The sequence below is a fragment of the Spirillospora sp. NPDC000708 genome (assembly GCF_040299565.1).
In the GTDB taxonomy this organism is placed as follows: Bacteria; Actinomycetota; Actinomycetes; order Streptosporangiales; family Streptosporangiaceae; genus Spirillospora.
This window is the reverse complement of sequence record NZ_JBEPCJ010000012.1, coordinates 129,740-151,778: the sequence shown is the minus strand read 5'-3', so window position 1 is coordinate 151,778 and position 22,039 is coordinate 129,740. Positions and strand designations below refer to the sequence as shown.

The 22,039-nt window shown below is 69.4% G+C and carries 24 protein-coding genes; 2 read left to right on the top strand and 22 right to left on the bottom strand.

The window, feature by feature from the left end; all coding sequences use genetic code 11:
- Nucleotides 1-83: 83 nt before the first annotated feature.
- On the bottom strand, nt 84-311 hold the full coding sequence (locus ABT299_RS12010; RefSeq protein WP_500250699.1) for a hypothetical protein: 228 nt from the start codon (nt 309-311) through the stop codon (nt 84-86).
- A 169-nt stretch (nt 312-480) separates the two neighbouring features.
- On the opposite strand from ABT299_RS12010, the gene ABT299_RS12005 reads away from it, so the two are divergent.
- Complete coding sequence (locus ABT299_RS12005) at nt 481-1,179, top strand: tectonin domain-containing protein (protein ID WP_500250698.1); 699 nt, start codon at nt 481-483, stop codon at nt 1,177-1,179.
- Between the two features lie 214 nt (nt 1,180-1,393).
- Here ABT299_RS12005 and ABT299_RS12000 read toward each other — a convergent pair whose 3' ends face one another.
- The 9 genes from ABT299_RS12000 to ABT299_RS11960 form a co-directional block, all read right to left on the bottom strand.
- On the bottom strand, nt 1,394-2,326 hold the full coding sequence (locus tag ABT299_RS12000) for a phage distal tail protein (protein ID WP_500250697.1): 933 nt from the start codon (nt 2,324-2,326) through the stop codon (nt 1,394-1,396).
- A 24-nt stretch (nt 2,327-2,350) separates the two neighbouring features.
- Nucleotides 2,351-7,780 carry an aggregation-promoting factor C-terminal-like domain-containing protein gene (locus ABT299_RS11995; RefSeq protein WP_500250696.1) on the bottom strand — a complete coding sequence of 1,810 codons (5,430 nt, stop codon included), beginning with the start codon at nt 7,778-7,780 and terminating at the stop codon, nt 2,351-2,353.
- A gap of 51 nt (nt 7,781-7,831) precedes the next feature.
- Entirely contained in the window at nt 7,832-8,209 is a 378-nt protein-coding gene (locus tag ABT299_RS11990) for a hypothetical protein (RefSeq protein ID WP_500250695.1), read from the bottom strand.
- Nucleotides 8,210-8,277: 68 nt separating this feature from the next.
- Complete coding sequence (locus ABT299_RS11985; RefSeq protein ID WP_500250694.1) at nt 8,278-8,700, bottom strand: hypothetical protein; 423 nt, start codon at nt 8,698-8,700, stop codon at nt 8,278-8,280.
- A 141-nt stretch (nt 8,701-8,841) separates the two neighbouring features.
- Nucleotides 8,842-9,420: a phage tail tube protein gene (locus tag ABT299_RS11980; protein WP_500250693.1), complete on the bottom strand. Its 579-nt coding sequence runs from the start codon at nt 9,418-9,420 to the stop codon at nt 8,842-8,844.
- Between the two features lie 94 nt (nt 9,421-9,514).
- A complete protein-coding gene (locus ABT299_RS11975) occupies nt 9,515-9,928 on the bottom strand; it encodes a hypothetical protein (protein WP_500250692.1) in 414 nt (137 codons plus the stop codon).
- Nucleotides 9,929-9,946: 18 nt separating this feature from the next.
- Complete coding sequence (locus tag ABT299_RS11970; protein WP_500250691.1) at nt 9,947-10,276, bottom strand: hypothetical protein; 330 nt, start codon at nt 10,274-10,276, stop codon at nt 9,947-9,949.
- 5 nt (nt 10,277-10,281) lie between these two features.
- Nucleotides 10,282-10,662 (bottom strand): hypothetical protein, encoded by a 381-nt coding sequence (locus ABT299_RS11965; RefSeq protein ID WP_208244544.1) that lies wholly within the window; start codon nt 10,660-10,662, stop codon nt 10,282-10,284.
- A 2-nt stretch (nt 10,663-10,664) separates the two neighbouring features.
- Nucleotides 10,665-11,006: a phage head completion protein gene (locus ABT299_RS11960; protein ID WP_500250690.1), complete on the bottom strand. Its 342-nt coding sequence runs from the start codon at nt 11,004-11,006 to the stop codon at nt 10,665-10,667.
- Nucleotides 11,007-11,080: 74 nt separating this feature from the next.
- Between ABT299_RS11960 and ABT299_RS11955 the strand changes: the two genes are divergently transcribed.
- Nucleotides 11,081-12,397 carry a PIN-like domain-containing protein gene (locus tag ABT299_RS11955; RefSeq protein WP_500250689.1) on the top strand — a complete coding sequence of 439 codons (1,317 nt, stop codon included), beginning with the start codon at nt 11,081-11,083 and terminating at the stop codon, nt 12,395-12,397.
- On the opposite strand, the gene ABT299_RS11950 is transcribed toward ABT299_RS11955, so the two are convergent.
- From ABT299_RS11950 to ABT299_RS11895, 12 genes are all read right to left on the bottom strand, one after another.
- Nucleotides 12,391-12,789, bottom strand: a complete 399-nt coding sequence (locus ABT299_RS11950) for a head-tail connector protein (RefSeq protein WP_500250688.1) — start codon at nt 12,787-12,789, stop codon at nt 12,391-12,393. The genes ABT299_RS11955 and ABT299_RS11950 overlap by 7 nt on opposite strands.
- Nucleotides 12,789-13,169, bottom strand: a complete 381-nt coding sequence (locus ABT299_RS11945) for a hypothetical protein (protein WP_500250687.1) — start codon at nt 13,167-13,169, stop codon at nt 12,789-12,791. The genes ABT299_RS11950 and ABT299_RS11945 overlap by 1 nt, the downstream gene beginning before the upstream one ends.
- Nucleotides 13,166-13,507 (bottom strand): hypothetical protein, encoded by a 342-nt coding sequence (locus ABT299_RS11940; RefSeq protein ID WP_500250686.1) that lies wholly within the window; start codon nt 13,505-13,507, stop codon nt 13,166-13,168. The genes ABT299_RS11945 and ABT299_RS11940 overlap by 4 nt, the downstream gene beginning before the upstream one ends.
- A gap of 141 nt (nt 13,508-13,648) precedes the next feature.
- Nucleotides 13,649-14,236, bottom strand: a complete 588-nt coding sequence (locus ABT299_RS11935; RefSeq protein WP_500250685.1) for a hypothetical protein — start codon at nt 14,234-14,236, stop codon at nt 13,649-13,651.
- On the bottom strand, nt 14,233-14,775 hold the full coding sequence (locus ABT299_RS11930) for a hypothetical protein (RefSeq protein ID WP_500250684.1): 543 nt from the start codon (nt 14,773-14,775) through the stop codon (nt 14,233-14,235). The genes ABT299_RS11935 and ABT299_RS11930 overlap by 4 nt, the downstream gene beginning before the upstream one ends.
- A 1-nt stretch (nt 14,776) precedes the next feature.
- Nucleotides 14,777-15,838, bottom strand: coding sequence for a major capsid protein (locus tag ABT299_RS11925; RefSeq protein WP_500250683.1), 1,062 nt, complete (start codon nt 15,836-15,838; stop codon nt 14,777-14,779).
- A gap of 48 nt (nt 15,839-15,886) precedes the next feature.
- Entirely contained in the window at nt 15,887-16,837 is a 951-nt protein-coding gene (locus ABT299_RS11920; protein ID WP_500250682.1) for a hypothetical protein, read from the bottom strand.
- Nucleotides 16,838-16,943: 106 nt separating this feature from the next.
- Entirely contained in the window at nt 16,944-18,515 is a 1,572-nt protein-coding gene (locus ABT299_RS11915) for a phage portal protein (RefSeq protein WP_500250681.1), read from the bottom strand.
- A gap of 97 nt (nt 18,516-18,612) precedes the next feature.
- A complete protein-coding gene (locus tag ABT299_RS11910) occupies nt 18,613-18,981 on the bottom strand; it encodes a hypothetical protein (protein ID WP_500250680.1) in 369 nt (122 codons plus the stop codon).
- On the bottom strand, nt 18,978-20,021 hold the full coding sequence (locus tag ABT299_RS11905) for a YaaC family protein (RefSeq protein WP_500250679.1): 1,044 nt from the start codon (nt 20,019-20,021) through the stop codon (nt 18,978-18,980). The genes ABT299_RS11910 and ABT299_RS11905 overlap by 4 nt, the downstream gene beginning before the upstream one ends.
- 150 nt (nt 20,022-20,171) lie before the next feature.
- On the bottom strand, nt 20,172-20,663 hold the full coding sequence (locus tag ABT299_RS11900) for a hypothetical protein (protein WP_500250678.1): 492 nt from the start codon (nt 20,661-20,663) through the stop codon (nt 20,172-20,174).
- A 70-nt stretch (nt 20,664-20,733) separates the two neighbouring features.
- Entirely contained in the window at nt 20,734-22,017 is a 1,284-nt protein-coding gene (locus tag ABT299_RS11895) for a PBSX family phage terminase large subunit (RefSeq protein WP_500250677.1), read from the bottom strand.
- Between the last annotated feature and the right edge of the window lie 22 nt (nt 22,018-22,039).

The following is a 22,039-nucleotide window of genomic DNA, read 5'->3' as shown; positions in this document are numbered from 1 at the left end:
ACCACCTCCTTCCGGTGGTCGTGCGGTGCTGGCGCGCGCTGGCGCCGGTCAGGCCGACAGGTAGCGCGGCTGCAGCCGGACCTTCACGTCGTGGCGCTGGTCGAGCCCGCCACCACCAGATCAACGGTGTTGGTGCCGCGTAGCAGCGGCCACAGCACGGCGGCCTCGTCGATGTTCGACCAGAGGTTCTCCGTGCCGTTCAAGATCGCGGTCTCGATGCGTTCGCGGCAGTCGATGACCGCGACGTCTGCCGCGGACAGGTTCCGGGTGCGGGTCCAGGACCCGCCGGTCGGGTGGCGGAGCGGTCCCACTGCCAGGCATCACGCGTCTTCCGCCGCATTCGGCAACCAAGAGGCGCGATAGAAGATGCTGGCGCGATGGCCACTTCTCCTGACTTGCGGCGTCATTAACAGAAAGCGTTCCTTTGACTACTCTAAGTTGCGATCTGGTGCCGGTCGTGCACCGGGAAGGCGGAGCGAGATGGCACGCTGGGACAAGGTCGCCGGAGGACTGACGGCGATCGCCGCAGGGTCACGCACGAACGTGTGGGGCGTCAACGCCAACGACAACATCTACAAGTACACCAACGAGGACGCCGAGCCCTGGGTGCAGATCGAAGGCGGGCTGAGGGACATCGGCGCAGGCGCTGACGGCACCGTCTGGGGCGTCAACGCCAATGCCCAGATCTACCGCTACGTCGGTGACCGGGGCCTCAACCGGTGGGTCGGCATCCCCGGCGGCCTCGTGCGCATCTCCGTGGGGTCCCGCACGAACGTGTGGGGCGTCAACGCCAACGGCAACATCTACAAGTACACCAACGAGGACGCTGAGCCCTGGGTGCAGATCGAAGGCGGGCTCACCGACATCGGGGTGGCCGCCGACGGCACGGTCTGGGGTGTCAACGGCAGCGCCCAGATCTACCGCTACGTCGGCGACCAGGGCGCCAACCGGTGGGTCGGCATCCCCGGCGGCCTCGTGCGCATCGACGCCGGATCCCGCACGAACGTGTGGGGCGTCAACGCCAACGGCAACATCTACAAGTACACCAACGACGACGACAACCCCTGGGTCCAGATCCCAGGCAACCTCGTCGACATCGCGGCAGGCGCCGACGGCACCGTCTGGGGTGTCAACTCCAAGGGCGAGATCTACCGGTACGCCGGAGACCAGCCGGGCTAGTCCAGCAGAGCCGACCCGTCCCGGTGATGGCCTTCGACGCCTCGCGCATCGAGGGCCATCACCCGCGCCCGCAACCGACTCCCCACAGAAGACCGACCCCCGACACGGACAGGGAAGCGAGGTTGAATCCGAGGACCACGCTTCATCGGTCGAATCCGGTGCTGGTGCCTGCGGTACATGCACGCCGTGCTTGCACGCCAGGCGGTGGCGCCAGTCACGCCGACAGGTAGCGCGGCTGGAGCCGAACCTTCACGGTTGTGGCGCTGGTGGAGCCCGCCACTACCAGGTCGACGGTGTTGGTGCCGCGTAGCAGCGGCCACAGCACGGCGGCCTCGTCGATGTTCGGCCAAAGGTTCTCGGTGCCGTTCAAGATCGCGGTCTCGATGCGTTCGCGGCAGTCGATGACCGCGACGTCTGCCGCGGACAGGTTCCGGGTGAGGGTCCAGGACCCGCCGGCCGGGTGGGTGAACGTGGCGGCGCTGATCGGCCCGGAGATCGTCCAGACCGGGAAGGCCGGGACGTCACCGGGGTTGGTGATCTTCACGCCTGTACCGAGGACCTGGGAGTCGCTGACGACCCACGGGACACCGGACGGGAAGAACGGGGTGTCGTCGCCGACGCCCCGGAAGGTTCGCGTGAACTCAGGTCCGAGCCAGAACGGCGACTCGCACATGAAGGTGAGACCGTAAGTGATCCAGCGCCGCCCGGCCGAGTCGGCGTCTTCGGCACCCTCGGCTCCGGAGGCGTAGATCGCGGTGATCGACCGGGACGACCCATCGGCCTCGGTGAGGGTCAGGGTGCCCCGGCCATCTCCGTCCAGCGGAGACAGGTCCCGCAGCAGCCGGCGCTTGCGCTCCAGGAACGCGGGCCGGCCGTCGTCGGCGTAGATCGCGATCGGAATCATGATCTCGCGGGCGTTGGCCTTGGTGTCGCGGCGCCGGTTCCCGTGGATCCCCGGAGACTCGTCCTCATACGCCTTGAAGGTCGGCATGTCCAAGCCTCGGGCGCCCGGCTGCACCAGGTACCCCGATGGCCAGTCCGACAGGATCGTGACTTGCCCGAGGGGGCTTTCCCAGGTCACGGTCGTCAGCTCAGGGGGCGGGCCGTGCGTTCCGATGTCGGTGATCTGCTGGGTGTAGATCGGCATGCGGCCCGCCTCCCTTCGTGTGGGTCACAGCAGTGACCTGTGCAGGACGTAGACGTCGTGGAGCGCGTCGGTGACGGCCTGCTTGGTCGCCTTGTCGGTGACCTCGTGGATGTGGAGCTGCTCGATGGCGATGCCGCCCCGCCGGCTTCCGTCTCCCGGCGTGGCCGAGGCCGGTACCGCCGCGACGGTTGCCGGTACGATCAGGCCGCTCATCCGCTCGGCGGCCGTCTTCACCTCCACTAGGGAGGAGTCGATGCCGACCGCCAGGCCCGCGCCGACCTGCTCGCCGAGGTCGGCCATCACCTGCGACGGCGAGTGAATCTTCAGCTCCTTCTTGATCTTGTTTTGGATGGACTTGGCGAGCTTGGCCATGGCCTTCTCGATGGCCTTCTGCTGCGCGGTCAGGCCGGCGAGGAACCCCTTGCCGGCTTGGGTGCCCGCGTCGTACATCGCGTCCGCCGCGGACTGTCCGACCGCCGTGGACTCCTTCCCGATCGCTGCCTGCGCCGAGTTCAGCTGCTTGACCTGCGCGGGAGTCGCGGAGGCCAGCGCCTGGGCGTAGGCGGCGCCCCGGTCGGGGCCCGCGGCGATGATCTGGGAGATCAGGTCCTTGGACACCCCGAGCTTGGCGAGCTTGTCCAGGTTGGCCTTGTACGCCTTCAGCTGCGACAGGCGGGTCTGGAGCCCGCCGATGATGCCTTGCGCGTTGAACACGTCCCCGGTGGCATACAGGCCGGTCGAGTCCTGTTGTAGGCCGGTGGGGAGTCCGGTGAGCCCGGCGAACTCCAGCGCGTTCTTGCCGGTGTCGGTCGCGAACTGCTTGGCGGTCTTGATCGTCGCGGCCAGCTTGTCGCGCTGCTTGGCGTAGGTCTGCAGGGCCTTGCTCGCCTTGCCGAGATACGACACCAGCCGGTCATCGACCGACGAGCGGATCCCCTTGAACGCCTTCTTGATGTCGTTCGCCAGATCCGCGAGCACCGACTTGATCTTGCTGACGCTGCCGGTCAGATCCGAGGTGATGTGCTTCAGGTCCGACCGGACGGGCTTGAGTCGGCTGCTGGTCGTCCCGGAGGCGTACCCGCCCGTGATCTGCGCGCCGATCCGCATCGACTCCTCATGCGGATAGACCGTCTCCCCGCCCTTGAACCGGACGAGCTCGGGCCCCTCCTCTCCGACCCACGCCAGGCCCGGCGCCGCACCGGTCGTGCCCTTCGCATACCAGCCGGTGCTTTGCGAATGGCTCCACGCTCCGGCTGGTGACCCGTACCGGCCCGCGATGTAGCCGAGGCCCCAGTTGATCTGCGTCGCCCAGTTCGTCCGCCAGTCCCGGCCGGCGCTGGCCATCTTGCTCGGAGGCAACGCCTGCGGGATGCCGTACGCGCCGCTGCTCGGGTTGGTCGCGTTCCATCTCCAGCCGGACTCTCGTTCCCACAGCTTGTCGAGCGGAGACCACTGGCTGCCGCCCCACCCGAACTCACCGAATTGGGCGCGCGCGTATGCCTTCGGAGTCCCGCTGCCGTATCCGGTGGGTGCTCCGGAGCCGATGTGCCGGTACACCCCTCCAGACCGCCACGGAGCGAACTGCACCACGGTCCCCGTATGCGGGGCGTGGATCAGCGCCTTCGAGCCCCCCTGGCCAGTGACCATCATGACGTGGCCCCTGTTCGGGAAGTACAGGTCACCGCCGACCGCGGCTTCCTTGGTGGTGGGCGTCCCCGAAGCAATCTGGTCGTAGGTCACGCGCGGGATCGAGACCCCGGCCGCGCCCCATGCCGCCTGGGTGAGCCCCGAGCAGTCCCACGAGTCGGGGCCGGTCGCACCCCACCGGTACGGCTCACCAAGCTGCTGCTCAGCGAACTGGACAGCCTTGAATCCCGAACCGCCGGCGAGAGCCTGCTGAATCAGGGTCGCTGCGATTGCGGTCTGCCCGCCGGCGTAGGTGACCGCGCCGGCCAGCATCGACTGGTTGGCCTTGCGCGCCTTGGCGAGTGCTTCGTCGGCCTCGTCGTTGTAGTGGTAGCTGCGCCGATACGGCGAGGTGATCAGCCCGTTCGGGGCGCCCCCGCCCGCATACCCCGGAGTCCAGGACTCTGCGCCAGCCGGCAACGTCCATTTGGGCGCGACCGGCTTGGGGATCCCACCGCCTGCGTACCCCTTCCCTTGGAAGACCGTGCCTTTGTTGCCTTCGTCGTTCCACGCCGCGAGAGTCGGGAGATGCTTGGCCGTCGCGGCGGCATTGATCACCATCTCGCCCGGTGAGATCCGGGTCAGCAGCCCGTCCCCGCGCGGGTCTCCCGAGCCGGTGACCAGGCCGCCACCCGCGTTCCCTACCAGCCCTCTGAGGAGGTCGCCCACGACCGGGGCGTTGATCAGCCCTTCGAGGCCCTTCATCGACAGCTTGCCCTTGGCGTTCACCGTCACGTCGGTGCCGGTGGTCTTCGGGATGCTCACCAGCTGGTCGACGTACTTGGCGGCCTCCTTGCGGGAGAGCCCGAAGTGGGTGGCCATCTCCACCAGGCCGTCGCGTTGCTTCTTCAGCACCGCGACGTTCTTCGCCGACACCTGGTTGGTTGATACCAGGTCATCGGCGAACCGCTGGATCACCTGCGCGGCGTTGATGATCTGCTGCCGGTTGTCCAAGGCCGCCGCGCTGTTGCCGTAGAACGCGCGGCCGTTGCGGTCCAGTGCTTCCCGGCCGGAGTTCAGGGCGTTGCGGTAGTCGATCGCTTCCTGCTCGCTGGACATGAACGCGTGCGCGTTGTCGGCGAGCTGCTGGTTCTGCTGTCGCAGCTTCTCGGTGAACTGCTGTGTCTGGAAGGCACTCGACCCGACCAGCGACGTGTACTGCGGGAACAGACTCTTGACCCTGTCGATGCTGAGACCGCCCTGCTGGAGCAGCGTCGACATATGCCCGAACGCGGCCGCGGCCGCATCGACTTGCCCGCCCTGCACCATGGTCTTCAGCGCAGTGTCGATCCCCTTGACGTCGTTCTTGTACTTCGACAGAGCGGTGTCGTAGCCGCCGAGGGTGATCGCATGGGTGAGGTCCGCGAACGGATGGTCGAGGAACTTCTGCTTGAAGGTCGGGTCGGCGATCTCCTGCGCGGCCCGCTGGAACTCCTCGATGGAGTCGCGGCCGGTCAGCATGGATCCCTTGAATTGCTTCGCCCATGCGCCGGTGTACTGCCCCGTCCGCGCCAGCGTCTCCAGCGACTTGACCATGTCGTCTGTGGACTGGGTGGTGCCCATCAGCTTGTTCTGCAGGGCGTTGACGCCGTACCCGACGGCGGCGACGGTCCCGATGATGGCGCCGAGGCGGGTGAGGCCGAGCAGCGCGATCCGGGTGGTGACGGCTTCGCCGCGCACGCCCATCATCGCGGCGCCCAGGATCCGCAGTGCCGCGCCGAGCCGTCCCATCCCGCCGGCCGCTGTGCCGGCCGCGGCCCCTGTGCCCAGCAAGCCCGTGACCAGGGAGGTGATTCCGAGCATCCGTGACGCTTTCGCGGCGATCAGGAGCGCCGCGCCGAGCTGGAACAGCCCTGGTGCGTCTCGCGCGATCGACGCGACGCCCTCGGCGAGCGGCTTGATCCCGGCCAGGTACAGGGTCGTGACCGGGGCGACGTCCTTACCGACCTCCAGCAGCGCCTTCCCGATCGCCTCGATGTCGCCTTCGACGATGCGGCCGTTGGTCTTGGCGTACTCGATGAACTGGGTGAAGCCGTTGGAGCCGATGAGGGACTTGCCCCAGTCCTCGAACTTCTGGGCGCCGTGGTCGAGGTGGTCCAGGACGGCTTGGATCTCGGGCTCGAACGCCATCAACACGGCGGCCATGCCGGTGATGGTGTGCCCGAAGATCGTCCCGAATCGGGTGATCGCGACGGGTGCCTCGATCCCGAGGCTGCGGAAGAACTCCTGATAGAAGGGCCCGTCGAGCGCCTGCTTGGCCTTCTTCTCCAGCAGCGTGAAGCCCTGGGCGGCGCCGGTCACCAGCGGCTTGGCGCGGTCGAGGTTGTCGCTGACCAGCCCGATGCCGCGCGACAGGACCGGCAGCACGTCCGGCTCCAGCTCGCGGACCCAGTCTTTGTAGACCTTCGTGAAGCCTTCCCAGTCCTTCATCAAGGTCCGCTCGGCCGGCGACAGCTGCCCCATGACCTTGGCGAGCTTGGTCTGCGCCGCCGAGGTGGCGTTGGTCGCGGCGGCGGCCTGCTGCTGCGCCATGCGGTCCTGGATCCGCTGCGCGGTGATCTGCCGCTGCGCCGCAGCGACCTGCTGGAGCGCCTGGGTGAGCTGCTGCTGCGCGGTCTTGACCTGCTGGCTGCCGTTGATCCCGGCGCGGTCCGCGGCGGCCTTGTCCTGCCGGAGCCGCTTGGTCGCCAGCCGCTGCTCGTCGAGCTGCTGGAGCGCCTCGTCCACCGCCAGCCGCGCCTGCTCACGCTGAAGCTCGGTCGCCTTGGGGTCGGCGAGGGTCTTGCTGAGGTTCGCGCGCGCCTCCTGAAGCGACAGGGCCGCGCGCCGCTCGGACAGGGCCCCGTCTTTCACCTGGTTGTTGAGGTCTTCCATAGCGCGGCGGGCGTCCATCCGCGCCTGGGTGAGCGCCTCCTCCGCCTGCTTGGCCTGCGCCTTGGCGTTGGTGAGCTGCTGCTCGGCACCGACCATCTGCAAGGCGCGCAGCCGCGCCTGGTCGGCGGTGTTCAGGCCGGTCGAGGTGGAGGTGTTGACGGCGTCCTGCGCGGCCTTCTGCGCCTGGAGTGCCTCCCCGACCCGCTTGACGGCGGGGATCGCGACGGCCGCGAATCCGGCGGTGCCCGCGCCGGCGGCGAGCGCCGCCGAGGCGACCGCCCCGAGACCGGCCGCCAACGCCGTGCCGACCGGGATCGCGGCGAGCGCCGCGAGCTGCATGCCGAGGCCGGAGATCGCGGAGGACGCGGCGCCGGTGTTGACGCCCGCGTTGATCTGGATGCCGCGGCCGAACAGCCGGTCCGCCTCGGCGCGCAGCGCCGCCAGCCGCGCGAGCGCCGCAGCGGTGTCGAGGTCGACGTTGACATGGACGGTGACCGGGCCCAGGCTCGCGAGCCGCGCACGCACCTCCTCGTAGGAGGCTTCGTCGAGCTCCAGCCGCACCCGGACTGTCGCCTCCGGGATCCGGAGGGTCTGGAGCCGCGTCTCGAGTTCGGCCTTGAGGCTGCGCGCCAGCTCCCGGCCGGCGGCGCGACCGACCTTGCCGGCCTCCTCGGTGACGCGGGGGCCGGCGTCGCGGACGGCCTGGACGACGTCGCCGACGACGAACCCGGCCTTGGCTCCCTGCGAGATCGCCTTGCCGAGCTTGCGGCCGAGCTGCGCGCCGACCTCGGCGACCTTGGAGTCCAGGCGGTCCTTGATCTGCCGGCCGAACTCGGTCGGGTTGACCTCCGGGAGGATCTGCATCCGTACCCGGCCGCCGTCGTGATCGGCCATGCCCGCGCCACCCCCTTCCCGGTCTGTTGGGTGGTGGCGCCCGCGAGCGGGCTAATGCCCGAAGCGAAGGTTGTGGGCACCGGGCGGGGGCCGCATCTGACGCAGGTAGTCCATGCGAGCCGCCTGCATCCTCTCGGCCTCGGCGTCCTCGCGGGCCTTCAGTCGTTCGGCGGCGACGTCGGCACGGGTGCGGGGCATCTTCACCGGCGGGAAGGTCGGGAGGTCGTCTGGCAGCCGGAAGCCGACCCATGCGATTTTCAGGAGGGTTTGCAGGTAGGTCGTCTGCGTGGCCTGCAGCATCTCCATGTCGCCCCAGCGGCGGTCATCGACAACGCCGGCGAGGCGGGTCTTCACGGCGGAGGTGGGCGGCAGCCATGTCCACATGCCGTACAGCTCGATCAGCGGTATCTTCTGCTGCCGCCACTCCACCAGGACGTCTCTGCCTGGGAAGTAGTGGGCGAAGTCGGCGTGCAGCAGCGCGCCGTGCTCCTCTACGGCTAGGAGGAGCTGCGCGACTTTCCCGCCGCTGTCGGCTTCTTGGTCGCCGCGGCGGCCGGCGAACTGTCCTCGTTCTCGTCCTGGTCCTCGTCGTCGGGTGCCTGGGCGGGCTCGATCGCCAGGACTTCCTGGATGATCTCGCGGATGTCGCCGGTCTGGAGCTTGAGGCCGGCCAGCGCGGCCAGGCGCTCGTCGGCCTCGTTCGGCCACGTCTCGGCGACCGCCATGCGGAGCACCTCTCCGTCGCCGGGGTACTCGTCGTCGAACACCTTCTTCGTGAGGTCCTCCGACCAGAACGCCATGAGCGGGATCTCGACGATCTCGCCGTCGAGGCCCTCGATCGGGTAGGTCTCGCCGCCGAAGGCCTCGGCGCGCTCGCGGCGCCGCTCGGCGAGCTTGTAGGACTTGCGGGGCTTGGGCACGGGTGCTCCTCGCGGATTGCGGGCGGGCGCGGACGGCGCCGGCGCGGATCAGGGGTTCGCGGGTTCTTGGTTGGCAGTGGTGCAGTGGCCGGAAGCGCCACCCGCGAAAGGACGCCTCCGGCCACTGGTCTCGGGCCGGGACTAGGCCGGGATGGGGACCTTGGAGATCATGCGGCGCACCGGGCTGCCGCCGGAGACGGGGACCATCGCCGTGAAGGTGAGGCCGTAGGAGTGCAGGTTGTCGGCGTTGTCGGAGATGTTGTCGCGGTCGGACACTTCGGCCTTCGGCACGATGTACCTGAAGTGCCTGCCGCTCTGGGAGTCGATCACGTCCAGCCCGAGCGCGATGGAGACGATCGAGGCGGTCTCGGGGTCGTCGAACGCGACGCCGGCTTCGTCGCCGACGCCGATGACCTCCATGTCCGCCACCGGCACGCTGTAGTACAGCGACAGGGCCATGGCGGTCGTCTCGGTCAACACGAGCTTGAAGGTGGTGGTGCGGTCCTTGGGCTCGCGGCGGATCGGGCCGGAGATGCCCCATCCCATGTGCGTGACCATCTCCTGCGCGAGGGCCTCGGTGAGGCCCTCGTCGGTGATGATGCCGGCGTCGCCCCAACCAGCCGGCCACGCCGACGTCAGGTCGGCGGGGGCGGTGGTGCCGATCGCGGCGAAGTAGGCGAAGCCTTTCGACCCCACGGTGACGTTGCTGGTGTTTCCCATCCGCTCCTCCAGGTTGCGGGCATGAAAAAACCCGCCATGAGCGGCGGGATCGGTGGTGCTCGCGGGTTGGCCAGGTTTCGCGGGTTAGGCCAGGTCAGATCAGGCGTAGCGGCAACGTGGCGGTGACGCCGAGCCTGATGATGTTCTGGGACACTTCGGGACGCGGTCGGGGGCCGGTGATGTCCTTGACCCGGCCCGCGGTGGCACCGTGCGCGCGGTAGCCGCGCATCGCGTCGAGCGCGGCTACCGACCGGGCGGCGGTGGTCGCGCCAGACTCGGGAGTGGCCGCCCAGATGTCGAGGTCGATGGCCGGCTCATCGATGAGGTATCCGTCGGACCAGGTGTCGGCGCTGCGGAGACCGCCGATGCGGGTCACATCGATGATCGGTAGCCGGACGTCGAACTCCTCGACGGGCGGGAGGCTGTTGCAGGACCACACGCCGTCCAGGACCTCGGTGAAGTAGTCGATGACGATCAGCTCGGCATCGGGCCACACGGCCAGGTCCACGCCGCGTCTCCTCTCGCGCTACTGCGGGTCAGGGGCGAAGCGGGCGATCAGGCTCGTCCTCGACATGGCGCGGGCCTCGTCCTCGGGCATGCCCTGGCCGACGGCGTACCGGGCCCAGTCGCCTTTCGAGGCTCCGCGGTCCGGGAGCGGCATGCTGTCCGGGCCGGGCTCGGCCGCGGCCGGCGGGGACGCCGCGGCTGCGGCTTCGGCGTCGGCGTTGTCCCATGGACGGCACAGCCCGTCGCGGATGAGCTGGGCGGCGTGAGCGTCGTCGTCGATGGTGACCTCGTCGCCGGGGAGGTAGCGGGTGCCGTCGATCGTGCACCAGAACGCGACGCGCAACTGCATCAAGGTCATGCTCCTATCGCTGCTTGGAAGGCGGCGCCGGTGATGACGCGGAACGCCGGGGTGCCGGGGTGGTGGACGCGGGCGACCGGGTGGTCTGCGCCCAGCCAGTACAGGGCCGCCTTTGTGCTCGGCGTGATGATGTGCGGGCGGGTGCCCCACTCGATGTAGGGGGCGTACCGGGCGTCGGTGTCGTTGCCGTACTGCACCCACCGGCCGGCGCCGTCCCGCTCGATGCTGATGGTGGCGACGAGCCGGCCCCAGTTCACCGGGCAGGCCTTCACCGCGGCGGCCTCCGCGGCCTCGGCGACACTGTCCACAGCAGCCTGGACGCCCTCAGCGAAGATCAGGCCGGCAATCGCGGCCTCGTCGAATTCCCAGTCCGGCACGGTCAGCCTCCGGCCGTGTGGGTGGCGGTCAACTCGACGTGGTGTTCGCCTCCGCCGGTCGGGTCTGGCCAGCGCTGCGGCTCGCCGTCGATCTCGTAGGTGTTGTCGTTCCACTCGATGCGGTCCGTCGCCGTGACGTCAGTGCCGGGGTGCAGGTACACGCGGATGTGGGTGACGACGGTGTCGCGGCCACCGGTGGTCTCACTGGAGCCGTTCGGCTGGACGCACGCCTCCACGGTGTCCCGCGCCGCGCCGTCGCCCCAGTCGTAGGTGATGGCGTTGCCGTATCCGGTGACGAGAAGCCCGCGGACGATGGTGACTAGGTCCGTGACTATGGGAAGCACCCCGCACCCTCCCGGCGCTCCGCGCCTCCGGAAAACCGGAGCAGGCGGTTAGTACAGCGCTCTACGCTCGCTATGTGACTGACGAGGCTTCTGATGACGGCGCGCAGACCGCCGAAGCGTCATCTCTCCGCGGCCTGTTCCCCTGGCATTTCGGTCCGCCTGCCGGGGCCGAGCTCGAACGGTTCTTGACGGAGGGGCTGGTGGTGTTCGACACCAACGCCCTGTTCGATGCTTACCGGCTGAACCCGCAGGGGCGAGAGGAGTTCCTCCGCACCCTCGGCCTGCTCGGCGACCAGTTGTGGGTGCCGCATCGTGTCGCGGAGGAGTTCCTGCGGAACCGTCTCGGCATCATCAACGAGTGCGCCGGCGCCGTCGGCAAGCTCACCCAAGACCTCAAAGGCTCGTTCAACAAGATCAAGGCCGACCTCGAGAGCTTCCGCAGTCGGCGCGGTCTGGAGAAGGCCCTTGTCGACGGGTTGGTAAGGGAGCTCGGCGAGGTCCAGCAGCAGATCGTCGAAAAGATCAGCGAGTACTACCGGTTCGACCTCAAGGCGGCCGACTGCCTGACAGGCGACCCGATCCTGTCGGAGATCGAGCAGCTGCTGGACGGGCGCGTCGGGCCGCCGCTCAAGAACATGCAGCAGGTGCGAGAGGACGCCGCGTACAGGTTCGAGAGGCGTATCCCTCCCGGCTATGCCGACGCGAACAAGCCGGCCGAAGAGGCCATCGGCGATTATGTGCTGTGGGTCCAGCTCCTTCAGGAGGTCGAGCGGCGCCCGCGTCCGGTCCTGTTCGTAACCAACGAGAGCAAAAAGGCAGAGGACTGGACCGTCAAGCAGCCGGGCGGCCGATCGCCGCTTCCGCGCCCAGAACTTTCAGCTGAGGTGCGGCAACGAGCCGGCCAGCCATTCCATATCGTCGACGTTCGCTCGTTCTTGGAGCTCGCGAACGAGTACATGGACGCGCAGGTCAGCGAAGAAACGATCACACAGGCTGAAGAGATCCGCGGCGAAGACTCTGAAGAGACCGCGGCGGCCAGTCCCGTCGAGGAGAAGCTCACCTACGCGCTGGGGCGTGACGAGTACCCAGCGCCCGCGCTAGGTAGTGCACAAGTACTCGAACGCGCCCTGCGTAACCTAACCGTCAGCGGCGCCATCGAGCAGGCCATGCGCAACCTCAACGCCACCAGCCCAATCGAGCGGGCTCTGCGCAACCTCAACGCCGCCAACCCAATCGAACGGGCCATGCGCAACCTCAACGCCACCGGCGCCATCGAGCAGGCCATGCGCAACCTCCAGGCGCCGTACCAGGGCCACCCGACAGGGCACCAGGATCCTTCCGTCGCGGAAGACGAGGAGGAGGATGAGCCGCCGGAGGATGAGGCTCAGTAGGTGCGTGGGCTCACGGGGAGGAGCCGCTCGGTCTTGAGGATCGTCAGCGCTCGCTCGGCGTACTTGGACGATGTCCGCGCCCGGGACTCGCTGATGAGCCGGTTGCGGGAGTAGCTGACCGACCCGACGCTCACGTTGGTGAACTGGGCCTTCCCGCCTGTCTCGTCGCCGCGCTCTCGGATGTAGTGGGCCTGGGCGCAGGTGGCGCGTTTGATGGCGTCGGCGACCCGCGGGTCGGTCGGCAGGTGGTCATCGTCGACGTCGTAGACGGCTCCGATGAGGAGTTCGTCGATGTCCTCGGACGCCTGCTGAAGGTGCCGTTCCGCGCCGGGCCATACCGGGATGGTGACGAGGTAGTGCTCAAGATCGCCAATGGTTGCGTAGACAACCATCAGCGGCCTGCCAGGATCGGGGGCAGTCTCGGTGCGAGCGGCTGCTCCGCGTTCGGCAGGGCCGAGCTCGGCAGGCGGGCGAAGGGGGCGGCCTGCGCGGCGCGCGCGGCCGCGAGGTTGCCGAGGGCTCGGCGGACGACTTCGGCGAGCTGCTCGGGGGCGGGGTGCAGGTCCGGGGTGATGATCGGGTCGTGGTACAGCCACTCCCCCAGGGCGAGGGACTGCGCCGACAGGGAGATCCACAGCATGGGCGCTGGCTGGGCGCCTCGGGTCTGCTGGTGGATGATCTGGACTTGGTGGTCGACCTCGCAGCCGGCCAGTTCCGTGTGCGCGGCGATCGCGGCGACGACGACCTGTTCGACGCGGTCGGTGAGCCTCACTGCGGCATCTCCAGAAGCGCCACCTTGACGTCGGCGACGGCCGACAGGTTGACGTACATGAGGTCTTTGCCGCCGGGCTGCTCGTAGTCGTCGTCGAACGGCCCGAAGAACGCCGTTGTGCCGGCGGGGACCGGTTCGGGCGGGGACGTGACCGACTGCCCCTTGACCTGGCGGCCGATCACGGGGGTGACGTCGATCGACGAGGCGGCGCCGTTGACGACCATCAGGAAGCATCGGCCGGTGTTGCGGAACGAGACACCGGCAGCGTCCGGGGTGACCGGGGCGGGTGCGGCGCCGGTCGCGGTGAGCCGGGTGGCGACAAGGGACGTACGGGCCATGGGTGGGCCTCCTGGAGGCGGTCGTTGACCAGAGAAGGAAGGGGTGCCGGGCCCGGCCGACGGGCACGAGGCCGGCGCGGCTCGGGGGTTCCGGTGAGGCGCAGCCCGCGGCTCGGGCCCGGCACGATGGGGGGCGGGTCGTCAGGAGACGACCACGAGCGGAACCTTCGCGACCGTGGTCTGCGCGCCGATGGCCGCGGGGGCGGTGGCGCCCAGCCCGGCCCCGAACGTGAACCCGGCCGCCTTGGAGCCGGTGTGGACGGTGGCGGTGGAGGCGAGCGGCGCGGCGCCGGTGAGGGTCTGGACGGTCGCTGCGGCGGACATGGTCGCGGCGATGTACCAGCCCGCCGACTTGATCGGCACCGGCTTGGCGAGCGCGAGCCGCTTGGTGGTGTCGGCCGCCCACCCGGCCGCGGCCTGGTCGGCGGTCTGCGCGAGGAGCTTGCCGTCCGGGTCGTACAGGGCGTGCCACCAGTGCGTGTAGGTCACGCCGGCGGTGTCGCCGGAGGTGAACGCCAGGCTGGTGACCAGGTCGCCGCGCGCCAGCCAGATCCGGACCGCGATCGCGACGCCCGAGGCGGGGGCGGCGAGGTCGGCGGACGCGGCCCACACGGGGATGTTGGTGCGGACGAACGCGGCGGCGCGGTCGACGCCGGGCAGGGCGTTGAACGGGGTGTCGAACGCCGGGGAGTCGGCCAGGACTCCGGTGTAGCGGCCGTGGACCGTCACTGGCCGGCCTCCTTCTTCTCGTGCTGGTCGACGAGCTCGACGAGCTCGTTCTTGGTCTTGCCGCCCAGCTCGTCGTCGGTGATGCCGAGCTGCTTGGCGTAGGTGGTCCACGCGGCGACGAGCGCGTTCTTGGCCGGCTTGCGGAGCTGCTCCGCCGCGTCCCCCGCACCGTCACCCGTGCTGCCGGATGCAGCGGCCGCCTTGACGGCGTCGGTGAGGGAGGAGGGGTCGAAGCCCTCTCCGTTGTCCCCTGCCGGGTCGGGACGCTCGCCGGTGTCGCCTGGCGCCTCACCGTCCTGGGTGGGCTCCTTGGCCTCGGGGCCCGGGTCCTCGCTGCCCGGCTCGGCCGGGGCGGTGACGCTGCCGGCGTCGTCGGTGTCGGCCCGCTCCCGCACGGGGGTGATCTTGTAGTTGTGGCGGCGGAAGTACGCCAGCTCCGCCTTCTGGGTGTCGGCCACGCGGGCACGGCCGTCGACGAAGGTGACGCCGCCGACCGTGCCCTTGTAGCCCGCCAGGGGCGTTTCGATGTCGAAGCGCATGTCAGACCTTCACGTTCCGGAAGACGCCGCAGGCCTTGGTGTTCTTCAGGACCGGCGCGACGGGGCCCATTTCGACCTCGCCGGACTTGACGGCGCCGGAGGTGCTGTAGTCGGGCAGCCACGTCTCCACCAGCGGCACGCCCGCCATGGACGCGCCGTGGAAGGAGTCCATGCCGAAGCACACCGCGTAGATGTCGGTCAGGCCCGTGACGGTGGCGCCGCCGCCGGCGCCGTCGGGGTCGCGGGCCTCGATCGGGATGATCGGCGCCGCGCCGTCGAGGCGGTCGCCGATGTCGACCAGCGTCCACGGCCCGTACCGCTCGACCTGCCGGCCGAGGTCGTCGCGGGTCGCGGTGAACTGGCCGGCGCGCCGCGCCATGCTCTTGAGGCGCGTGATGGAGCGGGTGTTGCCGAGGATCGCGCGGACGCCGGGCGGGAGTGCGCCGGGCGCCCCCAGGTCGATCGAGCCGACCGTGGACGGGACGAGGCGGGACAGGAAGTCGTCGAACTCGTCCAGCCGCGTGAGGGCCTTGTCGGCGGTGTCCACGCTCGCCGACGTCCAGTCGGTGTACATGGGGTCGCCGCCCGGGAAGTACTCGGTGGCGGTGCCGGTGAGGGCGAGGTCGAGGCCCTCGAAGCCGTCCTGGTCCTCCTCGGTGGCCGGGTCGCCGAGGATCAGCGCCTGCTGGAATCGGCCGCGGACCGACGCCATCAGCTGCTGCATCTGGAAGTTAACTTCCGTGGTGGCGGGGTTGCCGAGGCGGGCGATGACCCGGTCGATGGTGACCGCGCCGCCGAGCGGCTTGAGGTCCACGCTGTAGCGCTGGCGCTTGGCCTGGCCGGGCGTGTACTCGGTGTTCAGCCGCCGGAAGTTGGCCTGCGCGGCCTCGATCAGCCGTGTGTAGGCGTAGGTGAGGCTGGACCCGCCGCCGGTTCCGGGGGTGACGACGTCGTCCCAGACCATCTGGTCCAGCAGCCAGCTGTAGCGCCGGAAGTTGTCGATGACCATGTAGTTGACGTCGTTGTCCGCGTTCACCTGCGCCTGGGCGAGGGTTACGGGCACGTTGTTCTCCTTCGGTTCGCAGGCCGGCGCGGCGCCCCTGGGTATGGGCTACCTGGCCTGGTCGTAGTGCTTCCTGACGGCCTCGTTGAGGGAGGCCGGCCGCTTGCGCTGCGGCTTGTTGCCGGTGTTCATCTCGCCGCCGGACCGTTCGGCGGCGCGGGGCTTGGCCTTGCGGAGCCGCTCGTTCTTCTCGACGGCCGTGTCGATCGCGTCGGCGATCTTGCTGCTGAAGTCGTCGGCGTCCGGGTCCAGCCCGGCGACGGACTTCAGGAAGCGAGCGCTGTCCAGCAGCGCGCGCGGGTTGGCGTCGTGGTCGTCGGCCGCGAGATACACCGCGAGCTGGACGGCGGCCTCGCGGTAGTTGGCGTGCGCGGTGTCGGCGCGCTTGCGTTCGGTCTCGGCCTCGGCCTCCGCCGCCTGGAGCTTGCTGCCGAGGTTCTTGGCGACCTCCTCGGGCGACGGCGGTGTGTCGTCCTTCTTCAGCCCGAGGGCCTTGGCCAGCGCATCCATCTGCTTGGTCTGCGTGGCCTGCATGTCGTCGAGCTGCTTTTGCAGCGCGGCGGTGGCCTTCTCCGCGGCCTGCCGCTTGGACCGCTCGTCCTTGAAGTCGTCGCGGATCGCGGCGATGGTGCGTTCGGTCTTGTCGTCCCCTGCACGGGCGCGGCGGTCGCGGGTGCGGCGCGGCTTGTCCTTGCCGGCCTTGCCGTCCCCACCGTCCCCGCCGCCGTCGTTGTCGGTGTCGTCGTCCTGGCCGTCGCCGTCGCCGTCATCGTCGTCGTCCTGGCCGGCGCCACTGCCGCCGCCCTGGCCGCCGCCGGTGTCCCGGTCGTCCTGGCCGCCGTCCTGGTCGTCGGTGTCGTCGTCCGCACCACCCATGACCGGCCACACGATCCGGCCGGAGGGCAGCACGCCGATGGCGCGGAGCCCGGTGCGGTCGTGGACGGGCAGGGTCGACACGTCCGGCAGGTTCAGCGCCGGAGTCGCCTTCGTGGTGTTCATGCAGGATGCCTCCAGGGCATGCGAGACGCCGGCCCGCGCCAGTCGGGCCGGTCTCTTGATGGGTGCGGGGGCGGCGCCAGGCGGCCCCCGACGGTTACGAGGTGGTTCAGGTACGGGGTGAGCCGGCGGGCTCCGTGGCGCGTTCGCTGTCGCGGTTGATGGGCCGCGCCTCCGCCGGCTGGGAGAAGCGGGGCCGGCCAGCGCCGGCGGCGGGGATCTGGTCGAGCGGGGAGGGCTCCTCGGCCTTGATCCGCTCGACCTCCTGCAGTACGCGGGGCTCGTCCCAGTCGGGATGGACCATCTCCACGCGGGTCTGCAGCGACACGGCGCGGGCGGACACCAGCAGCGACACGGTCTGTGCGGTGTCGGCGGGGTCGGGGGTGATGCCGGGCGCCCATTCGATGTCGGGTGGCTGGGGCCGCAGTCCGCGCCGCTCGAACGCGGCCTCCTCGATGGCCAGGAGCGCGTGGTTCATGTGGGCGAGGACGGGCCGCACATAGTTGATCTTGTGGGCCTTCGTTTGGAAGCTCTGCTCTTTGCGGGCCTGCACTTCGGTCGCGGTGAGCGCGGTGTCGCCAGCCAGCCCGAAGCTTTGCGCGGAGTATCCGGATGAGCGGACGATCGTTTCCAGCAGCGCCTGCGTGGTGTCCTGATGCTCCTGCACGCGGATCGAGAACTGGATCTCGTTGATGAGCGACTGGCCGGACATCGGGTTGATCTCGACCGGCGTGAACACCTCACGGTCGAGGTCGAGGTAGGCGCCTTGCCCGCGGCCCTCGGACTCCAGCATCGCCCGGTCGGCGAGAATGCGTGCCTTGCCGAGCCTGATGTCCCGCATCCAGCTGGTCCAGGTCTCATCCAGCGAGTCCATGAACGCCTCGACGCCCTGGTAGTCGGACCGGCCGAGGTTCACGCCCTCCGGCAGGTTCCGCCAGATCCGGTTCGGGCGGATGTTCGGGATGTAGCCGGCCGTCAGCAGGTCGATGCCGGTGGGGATCTCATCGCCGTTCTCGACGATGCGGGCGAAGGGTTCGGTGTCCTCGAAGTCGCCGAGCGGCGCGAGCTGGCCGAGCGAGGTGGGGGTGCCGACGAACACCTGGTGCCGGATCACGCCGGGCTTGTGGGTCTCCAGGTGACGGACGACGGTCTGCTGCCCGTCGTCCTCGATCACCGTCCAGAACATGACCTCGCGGAGTCTCCCGTACCGGAAGGTCGGGATCGCGCAGTCGGGCTGCACCACCGACAGCCACGGCCGGTCGGCGATGTCCTTGTCCCAGGAGGTGCGCAGGTAGACGCCGCCGAGCGCCGACGCGGTCTCGGCCGCCTCCCGCAAGGTGGCCTGCATTCCGTCGTCCTGGAGCTCCTGAAGCCGGTCCGTGGTCGCCTTGTGCGGGGTCTTGAAGGTGAGCGGGTCGGCGAACAGCAGGTTCGCGGACACCACGGAGATGTCCGAGGCGATCGGCATGTGGATCTTCGACCGCAGCTCGCCCTCGGGGGTGGGCCGGCCCCAGAACATCCGGGCGAGCGCACCGACGAGCCCGCCCCGGTACTGGGACGGCCGGTTCAGGGGGCGGCGGCGCGGCCAGTTCGGCGGCCGGACCGCGGCCACCCCGTCCCCGCCGTACACGTATTCGAGTTCGTCGGGCTCACCGGTCCACCACGCGGACCAGACCGCCATGCGGTCGTGGATGGGCGCAAGCTCGGGAGGCGGCCACACGTCATTGGCCATGCAGAACCAGGCCCCCTTTCGTAGCTCGGGGCCTGGTCAGGCCGATTCAGCCGGTGCTGTGTTCCGCAGATGGCAGCTGCACAGCCGGCGGGGACGCGAGGTAGGGCCCCAGCGTCGCGGCGGTGATGTGCGGCGGAAGCCCGCTGATGATGCGCTCCTCGATGACCGCCCACCGCACGGCTGCCTCGGCTGGGTTCAGGCGGTTCTCATTGCGGTACGCGCGCCACAGCCGCCACCCTTCGAGGTAGTCCTCGACGGTCGGGTAGGCGTACCGGTGCGGACACTCCTCCCGGCCGGCGAGCTGCTCGGGCGTGTAGGGGTGGTGCTGGTCGGTGTGCGCCTCGTCGTAGCCCCACGGGATGGAGCAGCCGGTGCCATGGACGTGGCACCCCGCGGCCGCCAGGCGGTCATTCACGTGTTCGGCTCTGCAACGTGCTCGATGGTCTCGGCGATGAGGATCGGAACGTGTGTGCGCGCTTCCCATAGAAGCTGCTCGATCGCGACCGCCCGGGAGCCGTCCTCGTCCACGTTGATCTCGGCCATCCACTGGTCGGGCTGGTAGCGGGCCAGCATCGACAGCGCGTGCAAGACCGCCCACCACGCCATGAGGGGGTGAACGCTGCGGCCCGCTCCTCCGACCTCGGGGAAGAACCACCACTCGCCGGCGTAGGGACGCACCATCGTTTTCAGGTACCCGAGGCGCTCTTCCACCGTGCTGGGTTGTTCGCTCGGCATCAACCAGTGCATGAGGAGCTCGCCCCAGCCACCAGTACGGACCGCGAAGTCCGGGTCACCTTCCGGGGCGTTGTTCGTCTTCAGGAAGTCGGCGTAGTCGTGAACATCGGGGAACGCCGAGAGGTAGTCGTCCAGGGCCTGGCGAGGTTGAGAAGACGCGACGACCCACGGCGGAAAGTCCACTACGCGGACGCTTACCAGAGAGTGCGGCTCTACGTGCAAGCTCTCGCTGACGTACAGCGGCATGCGCCTGTGCTTCTCGTCATCGCTGAGCGGCCGTTCGTTGTTGCCCGGTATGCAGTCCCATAGGTCTTCGAGACGCACCCCAGCCGATTCCGGGAGCAGCGGGGAGTCGAGGATCTCCGAGAGCCGCACGAAGCTGCTCGGCTTCCCCGCCTTACCGCTCACGACCCGAATGTCATGCAAGGGCCCGTCCATGCGATCCGCCTGGATGCCGTGGCCTCGGAGCTGCCACCCATCGCCATTCGCGATCGATGATGCGGATGCGGCGGCGATGGCGCGGCCAGCCTGGCTGAGCCCGTAGAAGATCAGAACGGGCTGTGTCTCCGGCCCGACCGCCTCTGCGGCGCGGAACATCTGCTGGGCCTGCTCCAGCGCGGTGCCGTACGTGCGGCGCCTCGCAGGTGTCCTCTTGGCGGGAGTTGGCGGGTTGGCGCGCGTCGCGCGGATTCGCCCCCAGGTCTTCTCGGCATCCGGCATGTCCGTCATCGTCTCACCGCCCGGTCGGTCACTGCCGGTCTTCGACGACGGCCGAGGCGTCTGCACGATCGGCCTGTCCTCCGCCGCTCCCGGAGAATCCGGACGGCGGCGCGAGGCTGCCGACGAGGGCGTCCCGGCCGGCGTCGACTTCTACGGCCAGGACCTCGCGGCCGAGGAGCGGCCGCGGCGGTGTTCGGCCTCGTCTGCGGCGGCGAGAAGCTGCGCGGCGTACTGGCGGGCGTGGGTGGGGCTGGAGTCGCCGGCCTCGCGGCGGATCATCCCGTCGTCGCGGACGCGGGGGCCGACCGGCATCTGCGTGTGCGGGGTGCGGGGCACGAGCCAGGAGCCGTTGTAGGCGCGGTCGAACCGGGACCGGCTGTAGGGGTTGAATCGGGGGCGGCGGCCGTGGACGTGCCAGCTGTGGGCATCGGCGTGGGTGAGGAGTCCGAGGATGGTGTCGGTGGCTTCGACGTCCTGGTGCTCGTAGCCGCCAAGGCCACCATCCAGGTAGGCCAGTGGCAGGCCTCCGCGGTCGCAGTCGAGGCAGTGAAGGGCGACGCCGCAGTTCTCGTCTCCGACGAGCCGGAACCGTTCGGGGTCGTCGCTGGGCGCAGGGTTCGGCGGCGGGTCGGGGTTGGCCATGGGCGTCCTTGTCTGGTCACGGGTTTTCGCAGGTGACTTGAATGCGACCTGCGGAAACGCGGCACCTTGGTTAGGCGGCGAGGGCGAGGTGAGGGCGCCACAGGAACTCGGTCGTCTTCAGCCCGTACCGGCCGGCGTCCAACGAGTGATCGTCGGTCTTGACGGGCTCGTCGATGCCTTTCTCGGCCTGGTCGGGGTCCCACGTGTAGCCGGGGACCTCCTCGATCCAGCCGGTGCAGGACTCGTGGACGCGGAGCCGGTCGGTGGCCAGGAGGGATGAGACGAGCCGGATCCCGTCGAGCACCGCATTGTCGGCGAGGGTCGGGGTCACCTTGTCGCGGTACAGCTGCGTGATGAACGACGCGGCGGACGGGTCGACCACCCAGTAGCGAGGTTGGACACCGCGCGCGGACAGGCCTGGGACGCGGATGTGCGCGGCCCAGTTCCGGAGCCGCGCGGAGTACTCGGGGTCGGTGAGCTGCCGGCGCGTGACCTTCGCCTCGTACCGCCACTCGTTGGTCAGGTAGAGGCGCCCGTCGGCGCCGAGCCCGATCATCTCCGCGGAGAAAGGGTTGCTGGTGCCGTAGTCGATGCCGCACGCCGGCCACATCACGATCTCCGGCAGTGCGGAGACGATGTGGCGGTCCTCGTTCCACATGTCGTAGACGCTGCCTTCGGCGAGGCACCATTCGCCCTGAATGAAGCGGCGGTACCAGAGCCCGACGTACTCGTTGCGCAGGTCCTGCTTGAAGGACTCCTCGAGGAACGGGTTGTCGTCCAGCACGAAGTGCCAGGTCCGCAGGTTCAACTGGCCCTCGCGTAGCAGGAACTTCTTGCGCAGCCAGTGGGAGGGCCCGTCCGGGTTCGTCGTCGCGATCAAGCGGGCGCCCGGCACGCGGATGCGCGACAGGCACATCGTCCAGAAGCCCTCGGGGATCAGCGTGGCTTCGTCGATGTAGATCAGGGACGCGGTGGCGCCGCGGATGCGGCCTTCGGCGCGGACGTCGCTCGCGCCGACCAGGTGCACGGTCCGGCCGAAGATCGTGGCGACGTTCGAGCCGCGGGTGTGCTCGACGTACTTCGCGAGCGGCCCGAACGGGCCGAGGGGCTGCATCAGCACCTCGATGATGTTCCGTTCCACCGTTTGGAGCGTCCGGCCGACGCAGAAGATCAGGCCGTTCTCCGGGGCCTGCGCCACGGCGATGAGGAACGCGACGAGGCTAGCGATGGTCTTCCCGCTGGAGACCGCGCCCTCCCAGAGCGAGATCTTCACCCGCTCAGACTCGACGATCGAGCGGATCTGCTTGCGGGACATCACACTCGTGACCCGCTCCAGGTCGACGGCCGGGGGCACAACCACCCCCTCAGCCACGCAA